Raw genomic sequence first — 18309 nt, 5'->3', positions numbered from 1 at the left:
ATGCTGAAAGCGAGCAGGTTTCCTGAACACACCACGGCCGTCATTCTGGCGGCCGTCATTCTACTTGCGGGGTGCGCATCCACCCCGGACTGGCCAGATACCACGCCCCGTAGCGCTGAACCAGCAAGCTCTGCCACACTGCTTGAGAGTGTTCCCTTCTATCCGCAAGAAAAATACCAGTGCGGTCCGGCATCGCTGGCCATGATGCTGAACGCACAGGGGCTGGAGACCAATCCGGATCTACTGAAAGAACTGGTCTACCTGCCGGGCAAGGAAGGCTCCCTGCAAGTGGAAATGGTTGCGGGTGCGCGGTCCCACGATATGCTGGTATACCGTTTACCACCAGAGCCCGAGGCAGTTCTCGCCGAGGTTGAAGCTGGCAATCCCGTTCTGATCATGCAGAACCTGCGCCTGGGCTGGTGGCCTCAGTGGCATTTCGCCGTGGTAGTCGGTTACGACACCGAGAGGCAAGTCTTGATTCTGAACACGGACACCCGGCGCCATTATGAAATGCCGTATAAAGTGTTTTACAACACCTGGGCCAAGGCAGACCACTGGGCTACCGTCATTCTGCCACCGGATCGGATACCCGCCACCGGTGAAATGCTTCCATACCTCCGGGCGGCCCACGATCTTGAAACAACAGGCCATACTCTCGCAGCTCAGCAGGCCTACGAAACGGCAATATCAAAGTGGCAAGAGCAGCCAACACCACTCATGGCAAAAGCCAATCTCCAGTACCAGCTAGGGCGTCATCAGAAGGCCGCTGACGGTTTCCTGGAAGTCATCAACAAATTCCCGGAGTTCTCTGAAGGCTGGAACAACCTCGCTATCGCACTGAACGATGCCGGGTGCCCGGCTCAGGCTCGAAGGGCCTCAGCTTGTGCGGCCACGCTGGCGCCGGACCGGTTTGAGTCAGCCGGCGATGACATCCTGTCCAAGGGGGCAAGTGCGGAGGGATGCCCGGCGATCCCCTCCTGTCCATCAGACACGGATTAACAACCGGTCAAACCGGTTTCCTCAGGAGTACAACATCTTTCGCCGGAATCTCGAGATCCCAGCCGTAGTTCTGCGCCAGCCAGTCAAAGGTGTACTCCCGGTAGAACACCACATGCGTCGGGTCACGCCGGTAGTGCCAGTTATCAAAACGATCGTCGTCGGTCTGAAAACAGGTCATGATGCCAAGCAAGCCGCCAGGCCGTAACAGGCGATCCAGCATTTGGAACACCTCGGCCGGCTGGTAAAGGTGTTCGACAACTTCCGTGCAGGTGACAAAGTCATACCGCTGCGTCAACAGCCGGTCGTCGGGATAGAAGAACGGATCGTAAAGAGCCACCGCCAACCCGGCCTCTTCCAGCATCTTCGCTAATGCCGGACCGGGCCCGCAGCCAAAATCCAGGCCACAGGCGCCAGCTTCCATACGTGCCAGTAAGGGCTCCGCGAGTTTGGTGAGAAACCGCCGGTAACCCGGGTCAGACTCGCTATTCTCGTGCAACTCGTAAACGGCCCGCTCCCGGTCCTCAGCCAAACGACACTCCGGGGCCATGACCGTTGCCTGACACAAACCGCAACGAAGATAGCGCTGATCTCCAATCGTCCGAAAAGGCGCCAATTGCCCGGTTCGGCAAACCGGGCAGTGCGCTTGAAGACATTCCTTAGGCTCCGGCTTTTCAATCATGCACTTTCAACCTGACAAAAGTTTCATTGTCATATCCGGCCATGCGGCAGGTTTGTGACCGGCTACGTAAAAGCCCCCCTTTCCCGCTGCCTATACTGCCGCAGAGTAGAGAGGAGCCGGATAGTACCTCTTGAATGATACCAACAGAACAATTCAAGGCTAAGTGCCAGGAAGCCCCCGGCTCAGAGACAGGAACATGGAAACGTCATCCGAACTTGCACTGGAAGTGCCGATCGTCTCGGCTCGCTATGCCCGCCGTTTTGTCCGTTTTATGGAACATCGCGGTGTAAAGCGGCATACCATTCTTGCCAATACCGGCATCACCGACGAAATGATGAATAACCCGGACGCCAGCTTGTCCATGCATCAGGTCATGGATTTGCTGCGACAGGCGGACTGGCTGATGACCGACGAACGCGCGGCGTTCGAATTTGGCCAACAACTGGACCTGCCCAGTCACGGCCTTCTCGGGTTCGCCATGTTGGGTCAGGAAAATCCGCGACGCCTGGTGAGCATGATCGTCCAATACCTGCGCGTAGGCCTGCCATTGATGGACATGGAACTGGAATCGACCGGCTCCACATTCCGCATCCGGCTGATCGATACCTGGGGCGTGGAGGACTTGAGACCCTGCCTGACCAAAATCTATATGGGCAGCATTCACCGTATCTCATGCCAGGTTTGCAGCAACTTCAACTTCCAGTTTGATTTCCCGTCGTCTGCCTCGCTGGAGGACTGGCAACTCCTGGCCCCTGGATGCGAGTTCGAATTCGAGGCGCCGGTTGCTCAGGTCACCATGCCGTTGAAGGGCTCACCAGCCCCTAAAAGTGAGGCTAACCTGGAGTTTCTGGTAGCCCGTACCCGATGCCATCGAAAACCGGGCAATCTGGAAGCCGACGAGACCGCCATGCAGGTTCGCGAACTGATCATGAGCCAACCCGGCCGCCCCTGCACCACCGAAAACATTGCGCGGCGCCTGGATATCAGCCCGCGCACCCTGCGCCAGCATCTTGCCAGCGCCGGCACATCGTTCAGGGAATTGCGGAACGAAATTCGCGAAAGCTTCGCCACCCTTTATCTGAAAGACACCAACGTACCGTTGGAGTCCATCTCCGAAAAACTGGGGTTCAGTGACCAGGCCGGTTTTACCAAAGCCTATCGATCCTGGACGGGCACAACCCCTGGCGACGTTCGGCGGCAAGCCCGCTCAAAAAAGTGAACACAGCTCACTTTTCGTTTTGACACCGTTCACGGTTTAGACAATCCCTTCGCCTCTCTCCGCTTTGAACAAAAACGGTGCCGCGACAAGCAATGACCCGCGGCACCCTCTCCCCGTCTAATAACGCTGCACTCATACGTGAACACGTATGGCAAAGGGATCTTTGCAAGTCCGATTGAGCAGTCCTTATCGGTGTTGTCTGCAACCCACTACAACAAATAACGACGTACAGAGGACGAACTCATGAAACTCAGGAACCTCAATACGAGTGTCCGCAAGCTCGGCCCCGCGATTGCCGCGGCGGCTTTGATGGCGGGGGGCGCAGGTAATGCGTCTGCCGAGCAGGTTTCCCTGGAACTGGCCTTTGAATGCCCGTTCCCACTGATCGGCACCCAACCCATTCGCGCCCAGATCAGCGCCGACATACCGCCGGTCGCAACCGTTGGACAACCCACACCGCAGTTTCAGGTTGACGCCATTACCGTCGTTAATGACGACGCACGCACTGGTTTGAAGCTGGTCAATTCAGAGACCCTCGAGGGGGTTGCCACCAGCATCAACGAAATCGTGACGGTCAACCGCACGTTTGAACAGATCGTAAAGCTGGACATTCCGCCAACCAACATTCCGTCCGAGACCGGAGAGTTCAACGTTCCCGCTGCAGGCACGGCTCCCGAGGTGCTGTTCACCGATGATGATATCGGTGAGGCTGAAATTCGCGTCGGCTCCCTGTCCCTGGATCTGATTGCTCGCACCGCCAATGGTGACATAGCGCCGGCGCCTATCGGCGAGATCACCACAGACTGCGTGCAGCTTCCAGACCAGGACAACCTGCTCCAGACCGTTCTCGTCGAAGGCGATACGGTTGAGGCGCCCCGCATCAATGTCGGCGTTGAGGAGCTGGCCTTTGGCAACGTTCAGGCCGGCCTGACCGCTACGCAAACCGTTACCATCTCCAACACCGGCAATTCGGATCTGGGCATCAATGGCATCTCCATTGGTGGCACAGATTCCACAGTGTTCACACAAACCAATAGCTGTACCACCATTGCACCCAGTGCCTCCTGTGATGTCGACGTAACGTTCGCACCGTCCACGGAAGGAACCCGCAACGCTACTCTGACCATCCAGTCTACCGACGCCGAAACACCGTCTGTGGACGTTGGGCTGACCGGCCGAGGAGTCCTGGCACCGGTTCCCGAAATCGGCGTCAATCCGGAGTCCATCGACCTTGGCCGGATACTCCTCGGTGAATCCGCCAGTGCGGAAGTTACCGTATCCAACAGTGGCAACGCTGCTCTGCAGATCGACAGCATTGCACTGGAAGGCGCGAACGCGGCCGACTTCACCCAGTCGACAGACTGCACCACCGTCGCGGCCGGCGAGAGCTGCGCTGTTCAGGTAGCCTTTACCGCAGCCTCGGTAGGCGTGAGCAACGCTAACCTGGTGATCCGTTCCAGCGATTCCGAGAATCCGGAGATCCAGGTTCCGGTCACTGCCGAAGCGTATGAGCAGACCGGAAATCCGACCCTGGAACTGTTGCTGGGCCTTGAAGGCTCAACCCTGATCAAAGCTACCGGCGGCACACTGCCCCTGACTGGCAGCATTGCCACACTCCTTGATCTTGCTTCTGGCACGTTCGAAGCGGACCTGGATGTTGAGCCAACCTCTGGCAACTTCTCCATCAAACTCCTGTTCAGCAAGATCCACGCATCTGCAAACGTTGAGTTTGAACAGGCTGAAGTAACCACCGGTTCCCTGGTCGACGGCAAGCTGACGGCGAACTCTCACTTGTACGTGAAGGTGCCCAAGGTTGCCATCAAACTGTTCGGCCTGCCGGTGAAGATTGGTGGTGGCGAAGAGTGCCAGACCAGCCAGCCAGTTGATATCCAGCTCACTTCCGTTGAAGGCTCCAACTTCTCGCCTGCCACCGGCGGCGCGGTAAGCGGTGTCTATGAGCTGCCAGCACTGGAGAACTGTGGCTTGCTCACCAGCTTGCTGAATCAGTTCATGACAGGCCCGGGCAACACCATCGATCTGGAGCTGACTCCAGAGTAGTAAGAACTTCCGGCAATGCCGGAGGCGGGTCCATGGTCAGCGCAGCTGGCCGTGGACCTCATACGCAGTAAAAACAAAATCAAAAAAGGAACAATGCAATGAAAAGCCTGAAAAGAAATCTGCTAGCACTGGCTATCATCGGCGCGCCGTTTGCCGCGCAGGCAGAGCTTAAACCAATCGACGATGCTCAGATGGGCAGCATCACCGGCCAGGCCGGTGTCACCATCGAGCTCGAAACCAAAGTAAACATTGGTGAATTCAGATATACCGATGAGGGCTCTCTCGCCATCAAGGACATCAGCATCGGCGGTGCTGGCGCCGGCTATGAGGATGAGATGTTCAAAGACATCGAGATCGGCAGAAGCCTGGCCTTCAAGGACTACACCGACCTGATCGATAATATCAAGATCGAGATCGACGTTGCCGCAGATGGCGACGCCATCATCAACGTACTGCCAATCACCGCAGCTCCTATCGATTTTGGCGTGACAACCGGTGAATGGAGCCTGCAGGGCAACACAGACTCCACCCTGCTGGCAAGCAACTTTTCAATGAGAGGTATCTTCAACAAGGTCGGCATCACGGTGGATACCGCGACCGACAAGCTGACCCTGGACACAAAGGTCGGTATTTCCGATCTGGATATCGATGTCGACTTCCTCGCGATCGGTATTCGTGACCTGCAGCTCACCAAGAATACCTATCTCGAAAAGGTTGCTGACAAAGCAACTGGCGGCAATGGCCCGACCATTCTGGATGCCGCCGCGGATATCGTAGTGGAGGTCTACAAAGACCAACGCTTCGGCAGCTCGGACGATTCCCTGGCGATTGATCTGCAGCAGTTTGACGCAGACATGAAGATTGGCCAGGTTCTGGTGGGCGGAACCAGCATCGGCTCCCTGACACTGGACAACCTCTCAGTGCAGAACACCCGCATGAGAATCTACGGTCACCAGTGATGCACCGAGGGCCCGTTCCGGGCCCTCACTCTGCCAACCCGGCGGCGCGTTTCATTTCCAGATCCAGATCGCTCTCTGCCAAGGGCTCTGAACTGATCAATTCAATCCGCGATTGTTCTCCCGGCTCACAGGGCTGAACGGTCAACGCACCTTCCACCTGATTGATCACTCGCCAGCCATCCAGGGTATGCACAACGGCCTTGAACCGCACCAGGCGTTCGTCCATCGCCGTTGCCAGAAGAGACGCCTCCGAGAATTGAATTTCCGGGTGGATGCGCCAGCCCAGACTGTAATGCCCCTGACCACGGTTGGTCATCCGCTGCCAGGGCTGGTCGTCCAGAGACGGTGCCGGGGGGCGAAGATCAAGCGCAGCCCGCTGTTGATGAGCATCCGGGCTGGATACCGGCTGACGCTCCATCTCACCGTCCAGCCATTCGGGCGCCAAATGTCCCTGGCTTGTCGTGTAAACGGCACGCTTCGTCAGGGGCAGCGTGGCAACCCAGTCTTCAAACGCCGAGAGTTGCTGTGCCGTGCACAGATCCGATTTGTTGGCGACCAGAATATCGGCAGCTTCGATCTGATCCCGGAACTGCACATTCTCAAGCACTTTCGGGTTCTCGAGTTTGCGTGGATCCACCAGAGTAATCACCGGCCCCAACGCCAGGACATCCTGATAATGCTCTCCAGTCAGGGTATCGAGAATCTGGGACGGATGGCCCAGGCCCGTGGGCTCAATCAGCAAACGATCCGGCTTGGCTCTGGCAATCAGCTGATTCAGGCCGATCTGCATGGGCAGCCCCGCGACGCAGCACATGCAGCCACCCGGCACCTCGCGCACCACCGCACCCTCGGTCTCCAGGATGGCACCATCAATGCCCACCTCGCCGAACTCGTTCACCAGTACCGCCCAGGTTTCCCCTTCCGGCTTCTGGCGCAGAAGGTCCAGAATGGCAGTGGTTTTGCCAACGCCAAGGAACCCGAGTATCAGGTTGGTGGGAATCGGGCGGGGAATGCTGGACATAATTCTGGCCTCAAAAACGTTATACTATAACAACATTGACCAGGCCGGGCTACGTCCCGACTATGGAGGAGTTAATGCCAAGACTGTTCTTCGGACTGGAAATTCCTGAGTCGATCAAGACCAGCCTCTTAAAGGTAAAAACTGACATTAAAGGTGCCCGCTGGCAAAGCAAAACCCAGCTTCACCTAACCCTGGCGTTTCTGGGAGAGGTGGAGGCCGAACAGGTAATCCAGGCTCGGGATAACGCCAGAAAGGTGACCCATACGCCTTTTAAGCTGGAAGCCGCCGGGTTGGGTTGCTTCGGCAAGGAGGAGAGCCCGAAAATCCTATGGGCGGGAGTCTCCCCCGAGGCAGAACTGAGGGGACTGCAACGCACCCTTGCCCAAAGGCTCATCAACGACGGCTTCACTCTCCAGAATCCCTCATTCAAACCTCACATTACACTGAGCCGCTTTCGGGCTGGCGCAGGCTCGGTGGCCGGGCTGATCGAGCACTACCAGAGGACCCGGTTTGGCAGTTGGCCGGTTCAGGGCTTTGCACTGTTTGAAAGCAGTCCAGGCCAAAGCGGCTCGGTCTATACCGTACTGGAACGCTATCCGTTAACCACCTGAAGCCTCAGGATTGCTCAAGTCGGTTTGCCTCGTAGTCCTCAATCAAGGCTCTGGCGAGAACCCAGTCTTCGTCAGCGACATGCACGTTGGTAAAGCCGGCTGCGCCGATCTCGCCCAGCGCGCCCTGCAGATAATGTCCGCCTACGTGCGCCTCTATGTGATTGGCACGCAGCAGGCCAGCAATGATGTGAGCCTCGGTAATATCCCGGGCCCGATAGGCTATTTGCAAAACGGAGCACTCCTATATGCTTAACGCTGTTTCGACTATAGTCGTCCACATGCCCTGTGTCTCGCGCCCCAAGGATTGTCCATGCTCTGGTTTCTGCTCGCTGTCGTTACTCTTGTTGTCCTGATCACACTGCTGATCTTCCGAGTAAAGGATCTTTCCGAGTACGACGGCCAGGACTGGGTTATCAAGGAAGTTGCTCCAAACCCGGCTCATGATGAGGTCATAGAACGCATCAAGGACATGGGGCGGGCCTCCCGTGGCCTGAAAGGCAAAGCCCGGCTGATCGCCCTCCGCAATCACCTGGATAGCCTGGGTGAAGGCGTGGATATCGAATCGGACATCCGTCATCAGGATCATCCGCGTGGAGAATGGATATTGGCGCCCGGGGCCGATTCCCGCCGACGTGTGCTCTATATTCACGGCGGTGCCTGGGCTGCTGGCAGCCCTCGAAGTCACCGGGCGATTACCGACCGTTTTTCCCGGATTGCCAATGCTGCCGTTTTTGCGGTTGACTACCGGCTCATGCCCGAACACCGGTTCATGGATGGCATTCGGGACTGCCGCCAGGCCTATGCATGGTTGCTGAATCATGGCCCGGACGGCGAAGCGCCTGTCGACTTCATGGTGGTTGCCGGAGACTCAGCGGGCGGCAGCCACACCCTGTCACTGCTGGCGTGGATTCGCGACAATGGCCTGCGGCAGCCTGATGCCGCCGTTGCCCTGTCACCCTCCACGGATCTCACGCTTACGGCGCCGAGCAATCGCGAAAATATTCGCACGGACCCACTACTGGGCCCGGTGTTTGGTGGTTTGTCCAAAATCCCGCTGCCCGTGCTGTGGTGGGGAACACTTGCCGCGTTCAGAATCTCTCCCACCAACCCGGTTGCATCACCTCTGCGGGGCGAGCTTAACAAACTGCCACCCGTGCTTATCCACGCAAGCACCACGGAAATGCTGCTGGACAACGCCACGCGTTACGCTGCCAAGGCAAAAGCCCAGGGTTCACCGGTGGAGCTTCACACCTGGCAGAACATGGTTCATGTATGGCACATCTTCACGCCACTGCTCCCTGAAGCAGACGAGGCATTCGACGACATCGCGGCTTTTCTGAAGAGAGTGGAACAACCATAGTAGGCTGGTGCCGGCATTACTCCGCCGGCTTTCGCCTGACGTACAGCACCTTATGGACTCGGGCAACGACCGTTCCTGCTTCATCCACAACGTCGACATACCACTCCGGCAAGTACTTGTCGCCGTCGGCGGTGGCTTCGCGTATTTCCTCGAGACGCGCATCGGTCAGCTCGAAGCGGGCCTTTACCACGCCCTTGCCGGGGCGGATAAAATCAATACTCGCTGACTTGTCCCACACGATGTAATCGTTGCCCAGTCGGCGCATCAGTAACAGCATATACATTGGGTCAACCATGCTGTAGAGAGATCCGCCGAAATGCGTGCCCACGTAGTTGGTGTTGTACCAGTGCTGACGCATTTCCACCGTTGCAGAGCTGAAGTCATCAGCAATGTGAGTGACTTTAATACCTGCCCCCAGGTAAGGGGCGAAAGTAGAGAGCACTCGGCGCATGGCGCCGGCACTGGCAAACCAGCGGCGAATGGTTGAATTCATAGGAACATCCAAACGGTTGAGAATCAGCCTGAAAACTGCATAGCTGGCTATCTTCTTACAGCCACACTGCATTTTCAACGAAAATTCATACGACCGTTTGAATTATTTAGACTGAAAACATCAAGGTTTCACACCGAACCACTGGGGATTGTTCAGCAGGCAGTACAGCGCGAGCATGTCATAAACCGCATGCCAGACCATCACCATGGGCAAGCTGCCCCATACCAGGTAAGCGCCACCGAGAATCAGGCCCAGACACGTCGCTACCAGAAAATAGGTAAACGACACATAGTGCACCAACCCGAACAACACAGAGGCCGCCAGCAAGGCTGTCCAGGGCCCGGTGTGCTGCATTAGCCAGCCCTGCACGGCACCACGAAACAACAGTTCTTCCCCCACCCCGGCGAGCAGGCACAAGGTCAGCAATACCGGCCAGCGATAACTCGCCGCGAAACGGTAAAGGGCCTGCATTTGCGAACCAAGATCGTCAGGGAACAGCCAGGAGAGCTGAGTCAGCAGCAATAGCACAAGGTAGGTGGTGCCAGCGCCCAGGATCCCGTACAGCAGGATTTCCGGCAGATTCAGGCCGTTCAGCATTAACGGAATATCGAACAGCCAGATCGCGAGCCAGCCTACCAAACCAATACCGCCCTGAAACAGCAGGGCGGCGGTAGTGGATATAGTGGCGCGACCTTGGGCCATAACTCAGTTTTCGAACAGGCCCTTGACCGGGAACAGGTCGTCATAGGCGGGCGCCTGTTTCTGGGCCTTGGCCTGGAAGGATTTCATCATGTCCGTGGGGCGGAACATGCCGGATTGCCATGTGGCCATGTAGCGGAGGCTGTCTTCTACGCTGTGATCGCGGCTGAAGTTGATCATTTCCTTGCAGCCGGTCACCGCCAGCGGTGAATTGGCAGCGATCTGGGCGGCAATGGACATCACGCCCTCAAGCATCGCTTCCTGAGTCTCGTATACCGAGTTCACAAAACCCAGGCGATGAGCTTCTTCAGCACCGAACTTGCGGCCCGTGTAAGCCAGCTCACGCACCACGCCCTCAGGCATCAGTTTAGGCAGCCGCTGCAGCGTGCCCACATCAGCTGTCATGCCCAGCTCGGTTTCCTTGATGGTGAAATAGGCATCGGAGGTGCAATACCGGCTGTCAGCAGCGCATACCAGGTCCAGAGCCCCACCAATACAGCCCCCGTGCACCGCAGCCAGCACCGGCAGACGTACTTTCTCAAGAGAGCTCAGAGTATCCTGCAGCTGCAGTACGACTCTTCGCAGGTTCTCCGCCATACGGCCAGGATCACCACTCATGGGCACGGATTTCGGATCCGAGAACACGCCCAGATCCATGCCTGCGGAAAAGTGCTTCCCAGTCGAGGAGATCACAATCACCCGGGCATCGGTATTGGCTTCAATGTCCTGAACGCAGCGCGGCAGCTCCAGCCAGAATGCTTTGTTCATGGTGTTCAGCGCTTCAGGGCGACTGAACTGAACATGGGCGATGTGGTCTTTTACTTCAATATTGAAACTTTCGTAGTTGGCGAGTTCAGACATGATGGATCCCGTATCATCTGAGAGCATGGTTTCGTATTATTAGGGAGCACATTACCGCGAAACGAGGCACGATGGAATTCACTTTCCTTGGCACATCGGCCGGAACACCAACCCGGTCACGCAACGTCACGGGCCTGGCCCTTTGCCTGTCGGGGCCCAAACCCTGGTATCTGGTGGACTGCGGTGAAGGCACCCAGCATCAGTTGATGCGCACACGGTATTCGGTGATGCAGTTGCGCGCCATTTTCATCACCCACATCCATGGTGACCACATCTTCGGGCTACCGGGCTTGCTTACCAGCGCTTCCATGCTGGGTCGCACCGAGCCTCTGGACATCATTGCGCCGCCACAGGTACGCCGGTTTATCGATGCGGTCATCGAAAACAGTGACTCCAGCCTGAGTTATCCGTTGAACTTCATCAACTCGGAAGCTCCGGATTTTTACTGGCAGGATGACCATTTGGGCGTTACCAACGTGGCGCTTTCACACCGGGTACCTTGCCGGGCCTACGTATTCACAGAGCGCAATCTGGAACGTCAGCTGCAAAAGGAGAAACTGGTTGCTGATGGCATAGAGCCTGGCCCTCAATGGGGCGACCTGCAGAAAGGCAAAGATGTTCTACTGGATGATGGGCGCCTGCTGCGTAGCGACGATTACACTCACATTCCCAGAACCGCGCGAAAAATCATTGTCGGCGGTGACAACGACACCCCGGAACTGCTGAAAGATGCCTGCCAAGGCACCCACGTCCTGATTCACGAGGCCACCTACACCCAGGATGTCGCAGACCGGGTTGGCCCCTGGCCCCAACACAGCTCGGCGCAGCAGGTGGCCCGGTTCGCACAGGCAACGAAGCTGCCCAATCTGGTACTCACCCACTTCAGCTCCCGATATCAGTCCGCCCCCGGTGGCAGCCCTCACATCAACCAGCTCGCCGCCGAGGCGTTGCAGCATTACAAGGGCCAGCTTTTCCTGGCCCGGGATTTTGACACCTACCGTCTGGAGAAAGACTTCCAGCTACACAAAGTTGACCACAACTAATCAGTCGCTATTCTGGCCTGGCGGCAGTACCACCCATTCAGGATCTTCAAATTCCCCCAAAGGCCGGATCTCAACAAACGGAGCGGCGCTTTTAATGATCTCCGCGATCCTCGGGTCCTTCCGGGCATCCATGGCATCGCGGTCGACCTTGCTGTCCCAGCTGGCGATAGCGATCAACTTGTTCGGCTCACCAATCTTTCGGTGTAGTTCGGTACCACGGGCACCGGGCGCCTGCTGAATCAGCTCACTGGCCCGGACCCAGGCATCGGCATACTCCTCGGCAGAGTGCCCGTCTTTCACCGTGACCTCGAAAATATACTTCATCGCCTCCTCCTGATTTGCAGCATCCTGAGGTCATGGTCCAGACTTGAAGAGTACAGATCAAATTCTGACCACAGGAGACGGACGCATGTATCAGAAAATACTGGTTCCCGTCGATCTTGCCCATCTCGACAAGATACCCAAAACCCTGAACACCGCCATCGACATGGCTAAACACTACCAGGCCAGCCTGTGCTACGTGACGGTCACCAACAGTACCCCGGGAGCCGCGGCCCACAACCCGAAGGAACTGGCCGACAAACTCACGGAGTTTGCCGAGGAACAGGGCAAGAGCCACGGCATTCAGACCGAATCCAGGGTGCTGGAATCGGTCGATACCGCCGTTGAGCTGGATAAAATACTACTGGGCGCGATCAAGGATACCAAGGCCGATCTGGTAATCATGGCCTCCCATGCACCGGGCCTCGGCGACACCTTGCACCTTCTGCGCTCTAACGGGGCAGAAATCGTCAAACACAGCGACATTTCGGTTTTCGTGGTTCGCTGAAGCTTGCGGTAGACTGGCCGGACATTCACAGGGAAGTTACCAATGTCCGCACCGCTTGTTTTTGCTGTTATCGCCAGTGCCCTGATTGGCGGCTCGCTGTTCTATTTGTTTTTCTACCGCAACTGGCGACGCCGGCGCGAACTGCAACAACCGTTCCCTGCACTCTGGAGGCACCACCTTCAGGAAAATGTGCCGCTCTATAATCGGCTCTCCGACAGCCACAAAACCCGGCTGGAGAATCTGGTTCAGCTCTTTATCTCGGAGAAGGAATTCTACGAATGTGCCGGTTTTGAAATCGATGATCGGGTGCGAGTGACCATTGCCGGCCATGCTTGCCTTTTGCTGCTTGAACGCGGGTTTTACGAATACGATGACGTTAAAAGCATCCTGGTCTATCCCGATATTTACCGGGTACAGGACACCGAAAGTGATGGCCTCGTGGTCAGCACCAGTGACGAAACCCGGGCCGGAGAGGCCTGGTCCCACGGCCGGGTGATTCTGGCCTGGAGCCAGTGTGAACAAGCCATCGCCAATCCTCATGGCCCGCACAATGTGATTCTCCATGAATTCGCCCATCAGCTGGACTACCTGGATGGCACTGCAGACGGCGCACCACCACTGAGTGGCGATGAGGCGGCGCGCTGGCAGGAAACCATGACCGAAGCCTGGGACCACCTGCAGCACAGGCTGGAACACCACCACAAACCCTGGCTTGATCCCTACGGCGCCACCGAACCAGCCGAGTTTTTCGCGGTGCTGACCGAGGCCTTCTATCAACAACCGCAGCACTTGAAGCGTGAACAACCTGACGTCTACGCTGCCCTGTGCCGATTTTACCGGATCGAACCGGAGCACATGCGTGCCTGCCAGTTTTGATGATCAGCCGCCTGGGCCGTTTCCCTTGACGCCAAGACGATCCAGGTAAAGATGCAGCTCTTCTTCGCTGATATTCACGTATTCCAGTACCCGGCCATAGAGCATCACGGTAGGTACATTGCGCCCGCCTAACTCCTTCTGGGTTTCGCTCAGGACGTAAAGTATCGTCCGTTCCGTTTTTGTGAGACCATCCCGCGCATCGGGGATTACCTCGTCTACTCCGCGTAAACTGTTCATATTTCTGAATCCGGTAAGCTGCCCATGGAAATCAAAGTCAATTATCTCGACAACCTGAGGCTTGAGGCCAAGTTTGACGATTTTACCGTCGTCTCAGACCAGCCCGTCCGCTACAAAGGCGATGGCTCGGCGCCCGGCCCGTTTGACTACTTCCTAGCCTCATCTGCCATGTGCGCGGCTTACTTCGTAAAGGTTTACTGCAACGCCCGGGATATTCCCACAGATAACATCCGCCTGTCGCAGAACAACATTGTAGACCCGGAAAACCGCTACAAGCAGATTTTCAAGATTCAGGTGGAACTGCCGGAAGACATTTCGGACAAGGACCGCCAGGGCATCATCCGCTCCATCGACCGTTGCACCGTGAAAAAAGTGGTGCAAACCGGCCCGGATTTCCAGATTGAAGTGGTGGAAAACCTGGACGAAGACGCCCAGGCCCTGCTCACCGCCGCCCCGGGCGGCGACGGCAACACCTATATCGAGGGCAAGGATCTGCCGCTGGAGCAGACCATTGCCAACATGACCGGCATCCTCTCGGATCTCGGCATGAAGATCGAGATTGCCTCCTGGCGTAACATCGTGCCCCACGTGTGGTCTCTGCACGTGCGCGACACCGCGGCCCACATGTGCTTCACCAACGGCAAGGGTGCCACCAAGGAAGCCGCCCTGTGTTCGGCCCTGGGTGAGTTTATAGAGCGGCTGAACTGCAACTTCTTCTACAACGACCAGTACTTCGGCCAGGACATCGCCAACAGCGAGTTCGTGCACTACCCGAACGAAAAATGGTTCCAGCCAGGCCCGGAAGGCGAGTTGCCGGACGGCATTCTGGATGACTACTGCCTGAAGATTTTCAATCCGGACGGCGAACTGCTGGGCACGCACCTGTTCGACACCAACTCGGGCACGCCCGAGCGTGGTATCTGCAGCATTCCGTATGTGCGTCAGTCAGACGGAGAGACCGTTTACTTCCCCTCCAACCTGATCGAGAACCTGTACCTGAGCAACGGCATGAGCGCCGGTAATACCCTTCAGGAAGCGCAGGTACAGTGCCTGTCAGAAATCTTCGAACGGGCAGTCAAGAAAGAGATCATTGAGAACGAAATCGCCCTGCCGGATGTTCCCGAGAGCGTGCTGGCCAAGTACCCGGAGATTGTCGAAGGTATAAAAGCCCTGGAAGAACAGGGCTTTCCGGTACTGGTGAAAGATGCCTCCCTGGGCGGTCAGTTCCCGGTGATGTGTGTCACCCTGATGAATCCGAAAACCGGCGGTGTGTTTGCTTCCTTCGGTGCACACCCCAGCTTCCACGTTGCCCTGGAACGCAGTCTGACCGAGCTGCTGCAGGGTCGCAGCTTTGAAGGTCTGAACGACCTGCCGGCGCCCACCTTCAACTCCATGGCGGTGACCGAACCCAATAACTACGTTGAACACTTTATCGATTCCAGTGGTGTGGTGTCCTGGCGGTTCTTCAGCGCCAAATCCGACTACGATTTTGTGGAATGGGATTTTTCCGGCAGCAACGAAGAAGAAGCCGACACCCTGTTCGGCATCCTCGCGGACATGGGCAAGGAATGCTACATGGCGGTGTTCGAAGACCTCGGCGCTCCGGTCTGTCGAATCCTGGTGCCGGGCTATTCCGAGGTGTATCCGGTGGAAGACCTGGTGTGGGACAACACCAACATGGCCCTGGAATTCCGCGAAGACATCCTCAACCTGCACCGTTTGAGTGAAGAAGAACTGGCCGATCTGGTACAGCGCCTGGAAGAGGCCGAGCTGGATGTGTACATGACCATCGTCACCCTCACCGGCATCGAATTCGATGAAAACACCGTGTGGGGCCAGCTCACCATTCTGGAACTGAAACTGCTGATCTACCTGGCATTGGGCGAGCTTGAAGAGGCCCAGGAGCTGGTGGAGATGTTCCTGCAATTCAATGACAACACCGTTGAGCGCGGCCTGTTCTATCAGGCCATGAACGCGGCTCTGGAAGCCACGTTGAACGAAGAACTGGAACTGGACGACTACCTGTACAACTTCCGCCGGATGTTTGGTGACGAGGTAATGGATGCCGTAGTGGGCTCGATTAACGGTACGGTCCGCTTCTTTGGCCTGGAAGAAACCGGCATGGACCTGCGCGGGCTGGACCGGCACCTGAAGATGATCGAGAGCTACAAGAAGCTGCACGCGGCCAGGGCCCGCAAAGCCGGGCTGTCAGCCTAACCGGCGGGCGCCGGCTCGCCGGTGTGGATCACCCGCTTGCCGATCACCCGGATAGCCTCAGGCCGGCAGGTTGCGCGAAACGGGGTCTTGCCGGCCACGTCGCCATCCACCGTTACCGTCTTGGCGCGGGTGGTTTCTACGTGGCACCACTTGCCCTTGATCTGGATCACGGTGCTGGTCCGGCGCGGCGTCTTGCGGTTCAGGCGCACCATCAAAAATGCAAGTAACAGCTGCGGCAACGGGCGCGGTTTAACGGCAATGACATCCAGCAAACCATCGTTCGCAGAGGCCTCCGGTATTTCATGGCCGCCACCGAAATAGGCCCCCGTGGCAACGGCAATCGATAGCCAACGACCACCCAGATTAGAACGATCAGTACGTATATGGGCGTGGAATCCCCGCTGGGCGCCCAGTTGTCGGAACAGTGTGGCCATGTAACTGAACTTTCCAAGAAACCTTTTGGTGGGTGAACTGGCCTGGCGTGAAGGCAAAGTGCCCAGGCCAATGTGGGCCACGTTGAGATAGATGCGGTCATCAAACTCCGCCACATCAATCATCTCGGTGCTACCGTCCGCCACCAGACGGGCCACCTCTGCCGGTTCAGACGGAATACCCAGGTTGCGAGCAAAATCATTAGCGGTTCCCGAGGGAAGAACCGCGAGAGTCGCGCCGGTGCGCAGGCAAAGACCGGCCACACCGTTCACAGTGCCATCCCCACCCGCGGCCAACAGTACGTCGTTGCCAGTCACCAGGCGCAGCCACTGTTCAGCCTCATCCAGCCTGCACTCGGTTACGTTCTCGATGCCCTGCTCGCGCAGATAGGGCAACCAGAAATCCGCATCCCGGCAGCCATCACCGGAACCGGGGCTATCCACCAGCCAATACGCCATACCATTCCCTCTGGAGAAAGAAACTGTCCCCTTCATTTGATAGCATGGCTGATCGATTTCTTCATGCAGGAAGCATTACCGTATGGCAACGCGCATTACTCTCCATTACTGCACTGGCTGTAACTGGATGCTGAGATCCGCCTGGATGGCGCAGGAACTGCTAACCACCTTCGACGGCATGGTCGACGAGCTCACCTTGAAACCCGGCTCCGGCGGCATCTTTGAAGTCTGGGTAAACGATACCCGAATCTGGTCCCGCAAGGAGCAAGGGGGCTTCCCGGATATCAAGCAACTGAAACAGCTGGTGCGGGATCAGATTGCCCCGGAGCACTCACTGGGGCACTCAGACAAGCCGGTGTAGTACATCTACGAGGGTGGCTACCCGCTCCCGCATCTTTTCGCTACCATACGCCACCCTCAAAACGCCCGCCCGCTGCGCCAGGCCCGTCTGCAGCTGCTGTTCGCCAGAGGTGATCCAGTTGACTCTGCAGAGGCTTTCCCTTGTCCATTAATGCCTTATATACCGACTTGTCGGGCTACTACGATCTGATGTGTGCCGATATCGATTACCCGGCCCAGAGTCTTGGGGTACAGCGGTTACATCAGCTATTCGGCAATGGCGGCAGGCGTCATCTGGATCTGGCCTGTGGCACCGGGCCGCACATCCGGCATTTCCTGAACCTCGGTTACCAGTGCGAAGGGCTGGATATTAATCAGCCCATGCTGGATGTAGCCGAGGAGCGTTGCCCGGAAGCCGTCTTCAGTGTTCGGGATATGTGCGAATTCCGGTTTGATAGTCCATTTGATCTGATTACCTGCTTCCTGTACTCCATTCATTACAGCGATGGTATCGAGAAGCTTCAGGGCTGTATCGAAAGCGCCCACCAGGCGTTATCAGCCAACGGATTGTTCTGTTTCAATGCCGTAGACAAGACCCGAATCAACAACAACCTGTATGTCAGCCACTCCGCCCTGCACGATGACAGTGAGTTTACCTTTCGGTCTGGCTGGCATTACGTCGGCAGTGGTGAACGGCAGTCGCTCCGGCTTAGCATTGATCGCACCACCAATGGCATCAGTGAATCCTGGCAGGATGAGCACCCCATGGTAGCACTGAGCTTTCGGGAGCTGGCCACCCTGTTGCAGCCCTGGTTTGACGTGACCATCTTCGAGCACGACTACGAACGCATCTTGCCCTGGGATGGCGAATCCGGAAACGCACTGTTTGTCTGCGTAAAGCGTTGAGCGTTACCGGATT

Annotated in this window: 21 protein-coding genes; 12 read left to right on the top strand and 9 right to left on the bottom strand. The window is 57.1% G+C overall.

Going from position 1 to position 18309, the window contains the following annotated elements:
- Complete coding sequence (locus MARHY_RS05110; protein WP_014420839.1) at nucleotides 1-999, top strand: PA2778 family cysteine peptidase; 999 nt, start codon at nucleotides 1-3, stop codon at nucleotides 997-999.
- 7 nt (nucleotides 1000-1006) lie between these two features.
- Here MARHY_RS05110 and MARHY_RS05105 read toward each other — a convergent pair whose 3' ends face one another.
- Nucleotides 1007-1678, bottom strand: coding sequence for a class I SAM-dependent methyltransferase (locus MARHY_RS05105; RefSeq protein WP_050998997.1), 672 nt, complete (start codon nucleotides 1676-1678; stop codon nucleotides 1007-1009).
- A 196-nt stretch (nucleotides 1679-1874) separates the two neighbouring features.
- Between MARHY_RS05105 and MARHY_RS05100 the strand changes: the two genes are divergently transcribed.
- From MARHY_RS05100 to MARHY_RS05090, 3 genes are all read left to right on the top strand, one after another.
- The gene (locus tag MARHY_RS05100; protein ID WP_014420837.1) at nucleotides 1875-2897 is read left to right on the top strand and encodes a helix-turn-helix transcriptional regulator; all 1023 of its coding nucleotides are present in this window, start codon (nucleotides 1875-1877) and stop codon (nucleotides 2895-2897) included.
- 243 nt (nucleotides 2898-3140) lie between these two features.
- Nucleotides 3141-4955 carry a choice-of-anchor D domain-containing protein gene (locus MARHY_RS05095; RefSeq protein WP_014420836.1) on the top strand — a complete coding sequence of 605 codons (1815 nt, stop codon included), beginning with the start codon at nucleotides 3141-3143 and terminating at the stop codon, nucleotides 4953-4955.
- 98 nt (nucleotides 4956-5053) lie between these two features.
- Entirely contained in the window at nucleotides 5054-5914 is an 861-nt protein-coding gene (locus tag MARHY_RS05090; protein ID WP_011785631.1) for a DUF6160 family protein, read from the top strand.
- A gap of 25 nt (nucleotides 5915-5939) precedes the next feature.
- On the opposite strand, the gene MARHY_RS05085 is transcribed toward MARHY_RS05090, so the two are convergent.
- The gene (locus MARHY_RS05085; RefSeq protein WP_014420835.1) at nucleotides 5940-6935 is read right to left on the bottom strand and encodes a CobW family GTP-binding protein; all 996 of its coding nucleotides are present in this window, start codon (nucleotides 6933-6935) and stop codon (nucleotides 5940-5942) included.
- Nucleotides 6936-7009: 74 nt separating this feature from the next.
- Here MARHY_RS05085 and thpR point away from each other — a divergent pair, with 74 nt between their 5' ends.
- Nucleotides 7010-7546, top strand: coding sequence for an RNA 2',3'-cyclic phosphodiesterase (gene thpR, locus MARHY_RS05080; protein WP_011785633.1), 537 nt, complete (start codon nucleotides 7010-7012; stop codon nucleotides 7544-7546).
- A gap of 4 nt (nucleotides 7547-7550) precedes the next feature.
- Here the strand turns inward: thpR and MARHY_RS05075 are convergent, their stop codons facing one another.
- Entirely contained in the window at nucleotides 7551-7775 is a 225-nt protein-coding gene (locus MARHY_RS05075; protein WP_011785634.1) for a putative signal transducing protein, read from the bottom strand.
- Between the two features lie 81 nt (nucleotides 7776-7856).
- On the opposite strand from MARHY_RS05075, the gene MARHY_RS05070 reads away from it, so the two are divergent.
- Nucleotides 7857-8906 (top strand): alpha/beta hydrolase, encoded by a 1050-nt coding sequence (locus MARHY_RS05070; protein WP_014420834.1) that lies wholly within the window; start codon nucleotides 7857-7859, stop codon nucleotides 8904-8906.
- Between the two features lie 16 nt (nucleotides 8907-8922).
- Here MARHY_RS05070 and MARHY_RS05065 read toward each other — a convergent pair whose 3' ends face one another.
- The 3 genes from MARHY_RS05065 to MARHY_RS05055 all read right to left on the bottom strand — a co-directional run bounded on the left by MARHY_RS05065 (nucleotide 8923) and on the right by MARHY_RS05055 (nucleotide 10959).
- Nucleotides 8923-9399, bottom strand: a complete 477-nt coding sequence (locus MARHY_RS05065; protein WP_014420833.1) for a DUF4442 domain-containing protein — start codon at nucleotides 9397-9399, stop codon at nucleotides 8923-8925.
- A gap of 120 nt (nucleotides 9400-9519) precedes the next feature.
- Nucleotides 9520-10101, bottom strand: coding sequence for a CPBP family intramembrane glutamic endopeptidase (locus tag MARHY_RS05060; RefSeq protein WP_014420832.1), 582 nt, complete (start codon nucleotides 10099-10101; stop codon nucleotides 9520-9522).
- Between the two features lie 3 nt (nucleotides 10102-10104).
- Entirely contained in the window at nucleotides 10105-10959 is an 855-nt protein-coding gene (locus MARHY_RS05055) for a crotonase/enoyl-CoA hydratase family protein (protein ID WP_011785638.1), read from the bottom strand.
- 71 nt (nucleotides 10960-11030) lie between these two features.
- Between MARHY_RS05055 and MARHY_RS05050 the strand changes: the two genes are divergently transcribed.
- Entirely contained in the window at nucleotides 11031-12002 is a 972-nt protein-coding gene (locus tag MARHY_RS05050) for a ribonuclease Z (RefSeq protein ID WP_014420831.1), read from the top strand.
- Here MARHY_RS05050 and MARHY_RS05045 read toward each other — a convergent pair whose 3' ends face one another.
- Nucleotides 12003-12326, bottom strand: coding sequence for an antibiotic biosynthesis monooxygenase family protein (locus MARHY_RS05045; RefSeq protein WP_014420830.1), 324 nt, complete (start codon nucleotides 12324-12326; stop codon nucleotides 12003-12005).
- An 85-nt stretch (nucleotides 12327-12411) separates the two neighbouring features.
- Between MARHY_RS05045 and MARHY_RS05040 the strand changes: the two genes are divergently transcribed.
- Together MARHY_RS05040 and MARHY_RS05035 are read left to right on the top strand one after the other, a co-directional pair.
- On the top strand, nucleotides 12412-12831 hold the full coding sequence (locus MARHY_RS05040; protein WP_011785641.1) for a universal stress protein: 420 nt from the start codon (nucleotides 12412-12414) through the stop codon (nucleotides 12829-12831).
- 42 nt (nucleotides 12832-12873) lie between these two features.
- Nucleotides 12874-13707, top strand: a complete 834-nt coding sequence (locus tag MARHY_RS05035) for a M90 family metallopeptidase (RefSeq protein ID WP_014420829.1) — start codon at nucleotides 12874-12876, stop codon at nucleotides 13705-13707.
- 3 nt (nucleotides 13708-13710) lie between these two features.
- Here the strand turns inward: MARHY_RS05035 and MARHY_RS05030 are convergent, their stop codons facing one another.
- Entirely contained in the window at nucleotides 13711-13944 is a 234-nt protein-coding gene (locus MARHY_RS05030) for a hypothetical protein (protein WP_014420828.1), read from the bottom strand.
- A gap of 24 nt (nucleotides 13945-13968) precedes the next feature.
- Here MARHY_RS05030 and MARHY_RS05025 point away from each other — a divergent pair, with 24 nt between their 5' ends.
- Nucleotides 13969-16161 (top strand): OsmC domain/YcaO domain-containing protein, encoded by a 2193-nt coding sequence (locus tag MARHY_RS05025; protein ID WP_014420827.1) that lies wholly within the window; start codon nucleotides 13969-13971, stop codon nucleotides 16159-16161.
- Here MARHY_RS05025 and MARHY_RS05020 read toward each other — a convergent pair.
- The gene (locus tag MARHY_RS05020) at nucleotides 16158-17051 is read right to left on the bottom strand and encodes a diacylglycerol/lipid kinase family protein (RefSeq protein ID WP_014420826.1); all 894 of its coding nucleotides are present in this window, start codon (nucleotides 17049-17051) and stop codon (nucleotides 16158-16160) included. The two genes, MARHY_RS05025 and MARHY_RS05020, sit on opposite strands and share 4 nt — an antisense overlap.
- 82 nt (nucleotides 17052-17133) lie before the next feature.
- Here MARHY_RS05020 and MARHY_RS05015 point away from each other — a divergent pair, with 82 nt between their 5' ends.
- Nucleotides 17134-17412: an Rdx family protein gene (locus tag MARHY_RS05015; RefSeq protein ID WP_014420825.1), complete on the top strand. Its 279-nt coding sequence runs from the start codon at nucleotides 17134-17136 to the stop codon at nucleotides 17410-17412.
- Between the two features lie 140 nt (nucleotides 17413-17552).
- Nucleotides 17553-18296 carry a class I SAM-dependent DNA methyltransferase gene (locus MARHY_RS05010; RefSeq protein WP_014420824.1) on the top strand — a complete coding sequence of 248 codons (744 nt, stop codon included), beginning with the start codon at nucleotides 17553-17555 and terminating at the stop codon, nucleotides 18294-18296.
- Nucleotides 18297-18309 lie beyond the last annotated feature (13 nt).

This window comes from Marinobacter nauticus ATCC 49840 (assembly GCF_000284615.1).
Classification (GTDB): Bacteria; Pseudomonadota; Gammaproteobacteria; order Pseudomonadales; family Oleiphilaceae; genus Marinobacter; species Marinobacter nauticus.
This window is presented reverse-complemented; position numbering and strand designations above follow the sequence as displayed.

Bases quoted from the DNA above. Each gene is read 5' to 3' on its own strand.
- thpR (WP_011785633.1), top strand. From the start codon at position 7,010: ATGCCAAGACTGTTCTTCGGACTGGAAATTCCTGAGTCGATCAAGACC.
- MARHY_RS05060 (WP_014420832.1), bottom strand. From the start codon at position 10,101: ATGGCCCAAGGTCGCGCCACTATATCCACTACCGCCGCCCTGCTGTTT.
- MARHY_RS05050 (WP_014420831.1), top strand. From the start codon at position 11,031: ATGGAATTCACTTTCCTTGGCACATCGGCCGGAACACCAACCCGGTCA.
- MARHY_RS05105 (WP_050998997.1), bottom strand. From the start codon at position 1,678: ATGATTGAAAAGCCGGAGCCTAAGGAATGTCTTCAAGCGCACTGCCCG.
- MARHY_RS05040 (WP_011785641.1), top strand. From the start codon at position 12,412: ATGTATCAGAAAATACTGGTTCCCGTCGATCTTGCCCATCTCGACAAG.
- MARHY_RS05055 (WP_011785638.1), bottom strand. From the start codon at position 10,959: ATGTCTGAACTCGCCAACTACGAAAGTTTCAATATTGAAGTAAAAGAC.
- MARHY_RS05070 (WP_014420834.1), top strand. From the start codon at position 7,857: ATGCTCTGGTTTCTGCTCGCTGTCGTTACTCTTGTTGTCCTGATCACA.
- MARHY_RS05030 (WP_014420828.1), bottom strand. From the start codon at position 13,944: ATGAACAGTTTACGCGGAGTAGACGAGGTAATCCCCGATGCGCGGGAT.
- MARHY_RS05100 (WP_014420837.1), top strand. From the start codon at position 1,875: ATGGAAACGTCATCCGAACTTGCACTGGAAGTGCCGATCGTCTCGGCT.
- MARHY_RS05065 (WP_014420833.1), bottom strand. From the start codon at position 9,399: ATGAATTCAACCATTCGCCGCTGGTTTGCCAGTGCCGGCGCCATGCGC.
- MARHY_RS05095 (WP_014420836.1), top strand. From the start codon at position 3,141: ATGAAACTCAGGAACCTCAATACGAGTGTCCGCAAGCTCGGCCCCGCG.
- MARHY_RS05025 (WP_014420827.1), top strand. From the start codon at position 13,969: ATGGAAATCAAAGTCAATTATCTCGACAACCTGAGGCTTGAGGCCAAG.
- MARHY_RS05090 (WP_011785631.1), top strand. From the start codon at position 5,054: ATGAAAAGCCTGAAAAGAAATCTGCTAGCACTGGCTATCATCGGCGCG.
- MARHY_RS05035 (WP_014420829.1), top strand. From the start codon at position 12,874: ATGTCCGCACCGCTTGTTTTTGCTGTTATCGCCAGTGCCCTGATTGGC.
- MARHY_RS05110 (WP_014420839.1), top strand. From the start codon at position 1: ATGCTGAAAGCGAGCAGGTTTCCTGAACACACCACGGCCGTCATTCTG.
- MARHY_RS05015 (WP_014420825.1), top strand. From the start codon at position 17,134: ATGGCAACGCGCATTACTCTCCATTACTGCACTGGCTGTAACTGGATG.
- MARHY_RS05020 (WP_014420826.1), bottom strand. From the start codon at position 17,051: ATGGCGTATTGGCTGGTGGATAGCCCCGGTTCCGGTGATGGCTGCCGG.
- MARHY_RS05085 (WP_014420835.1), bottom strand. From the start codon at position 6,935: ATGTCCAGCATTCCCCGCCCGATTCCCACCAACCTGATACTCGGGTTC.
- MARHY_RS05045 (WP_014420830.1), bottom strand. From the start codon at position 12,326: ATGAAGTATATTTTCGAGGTCACGGTGAAAGACGGGCACTCTGCCGAG.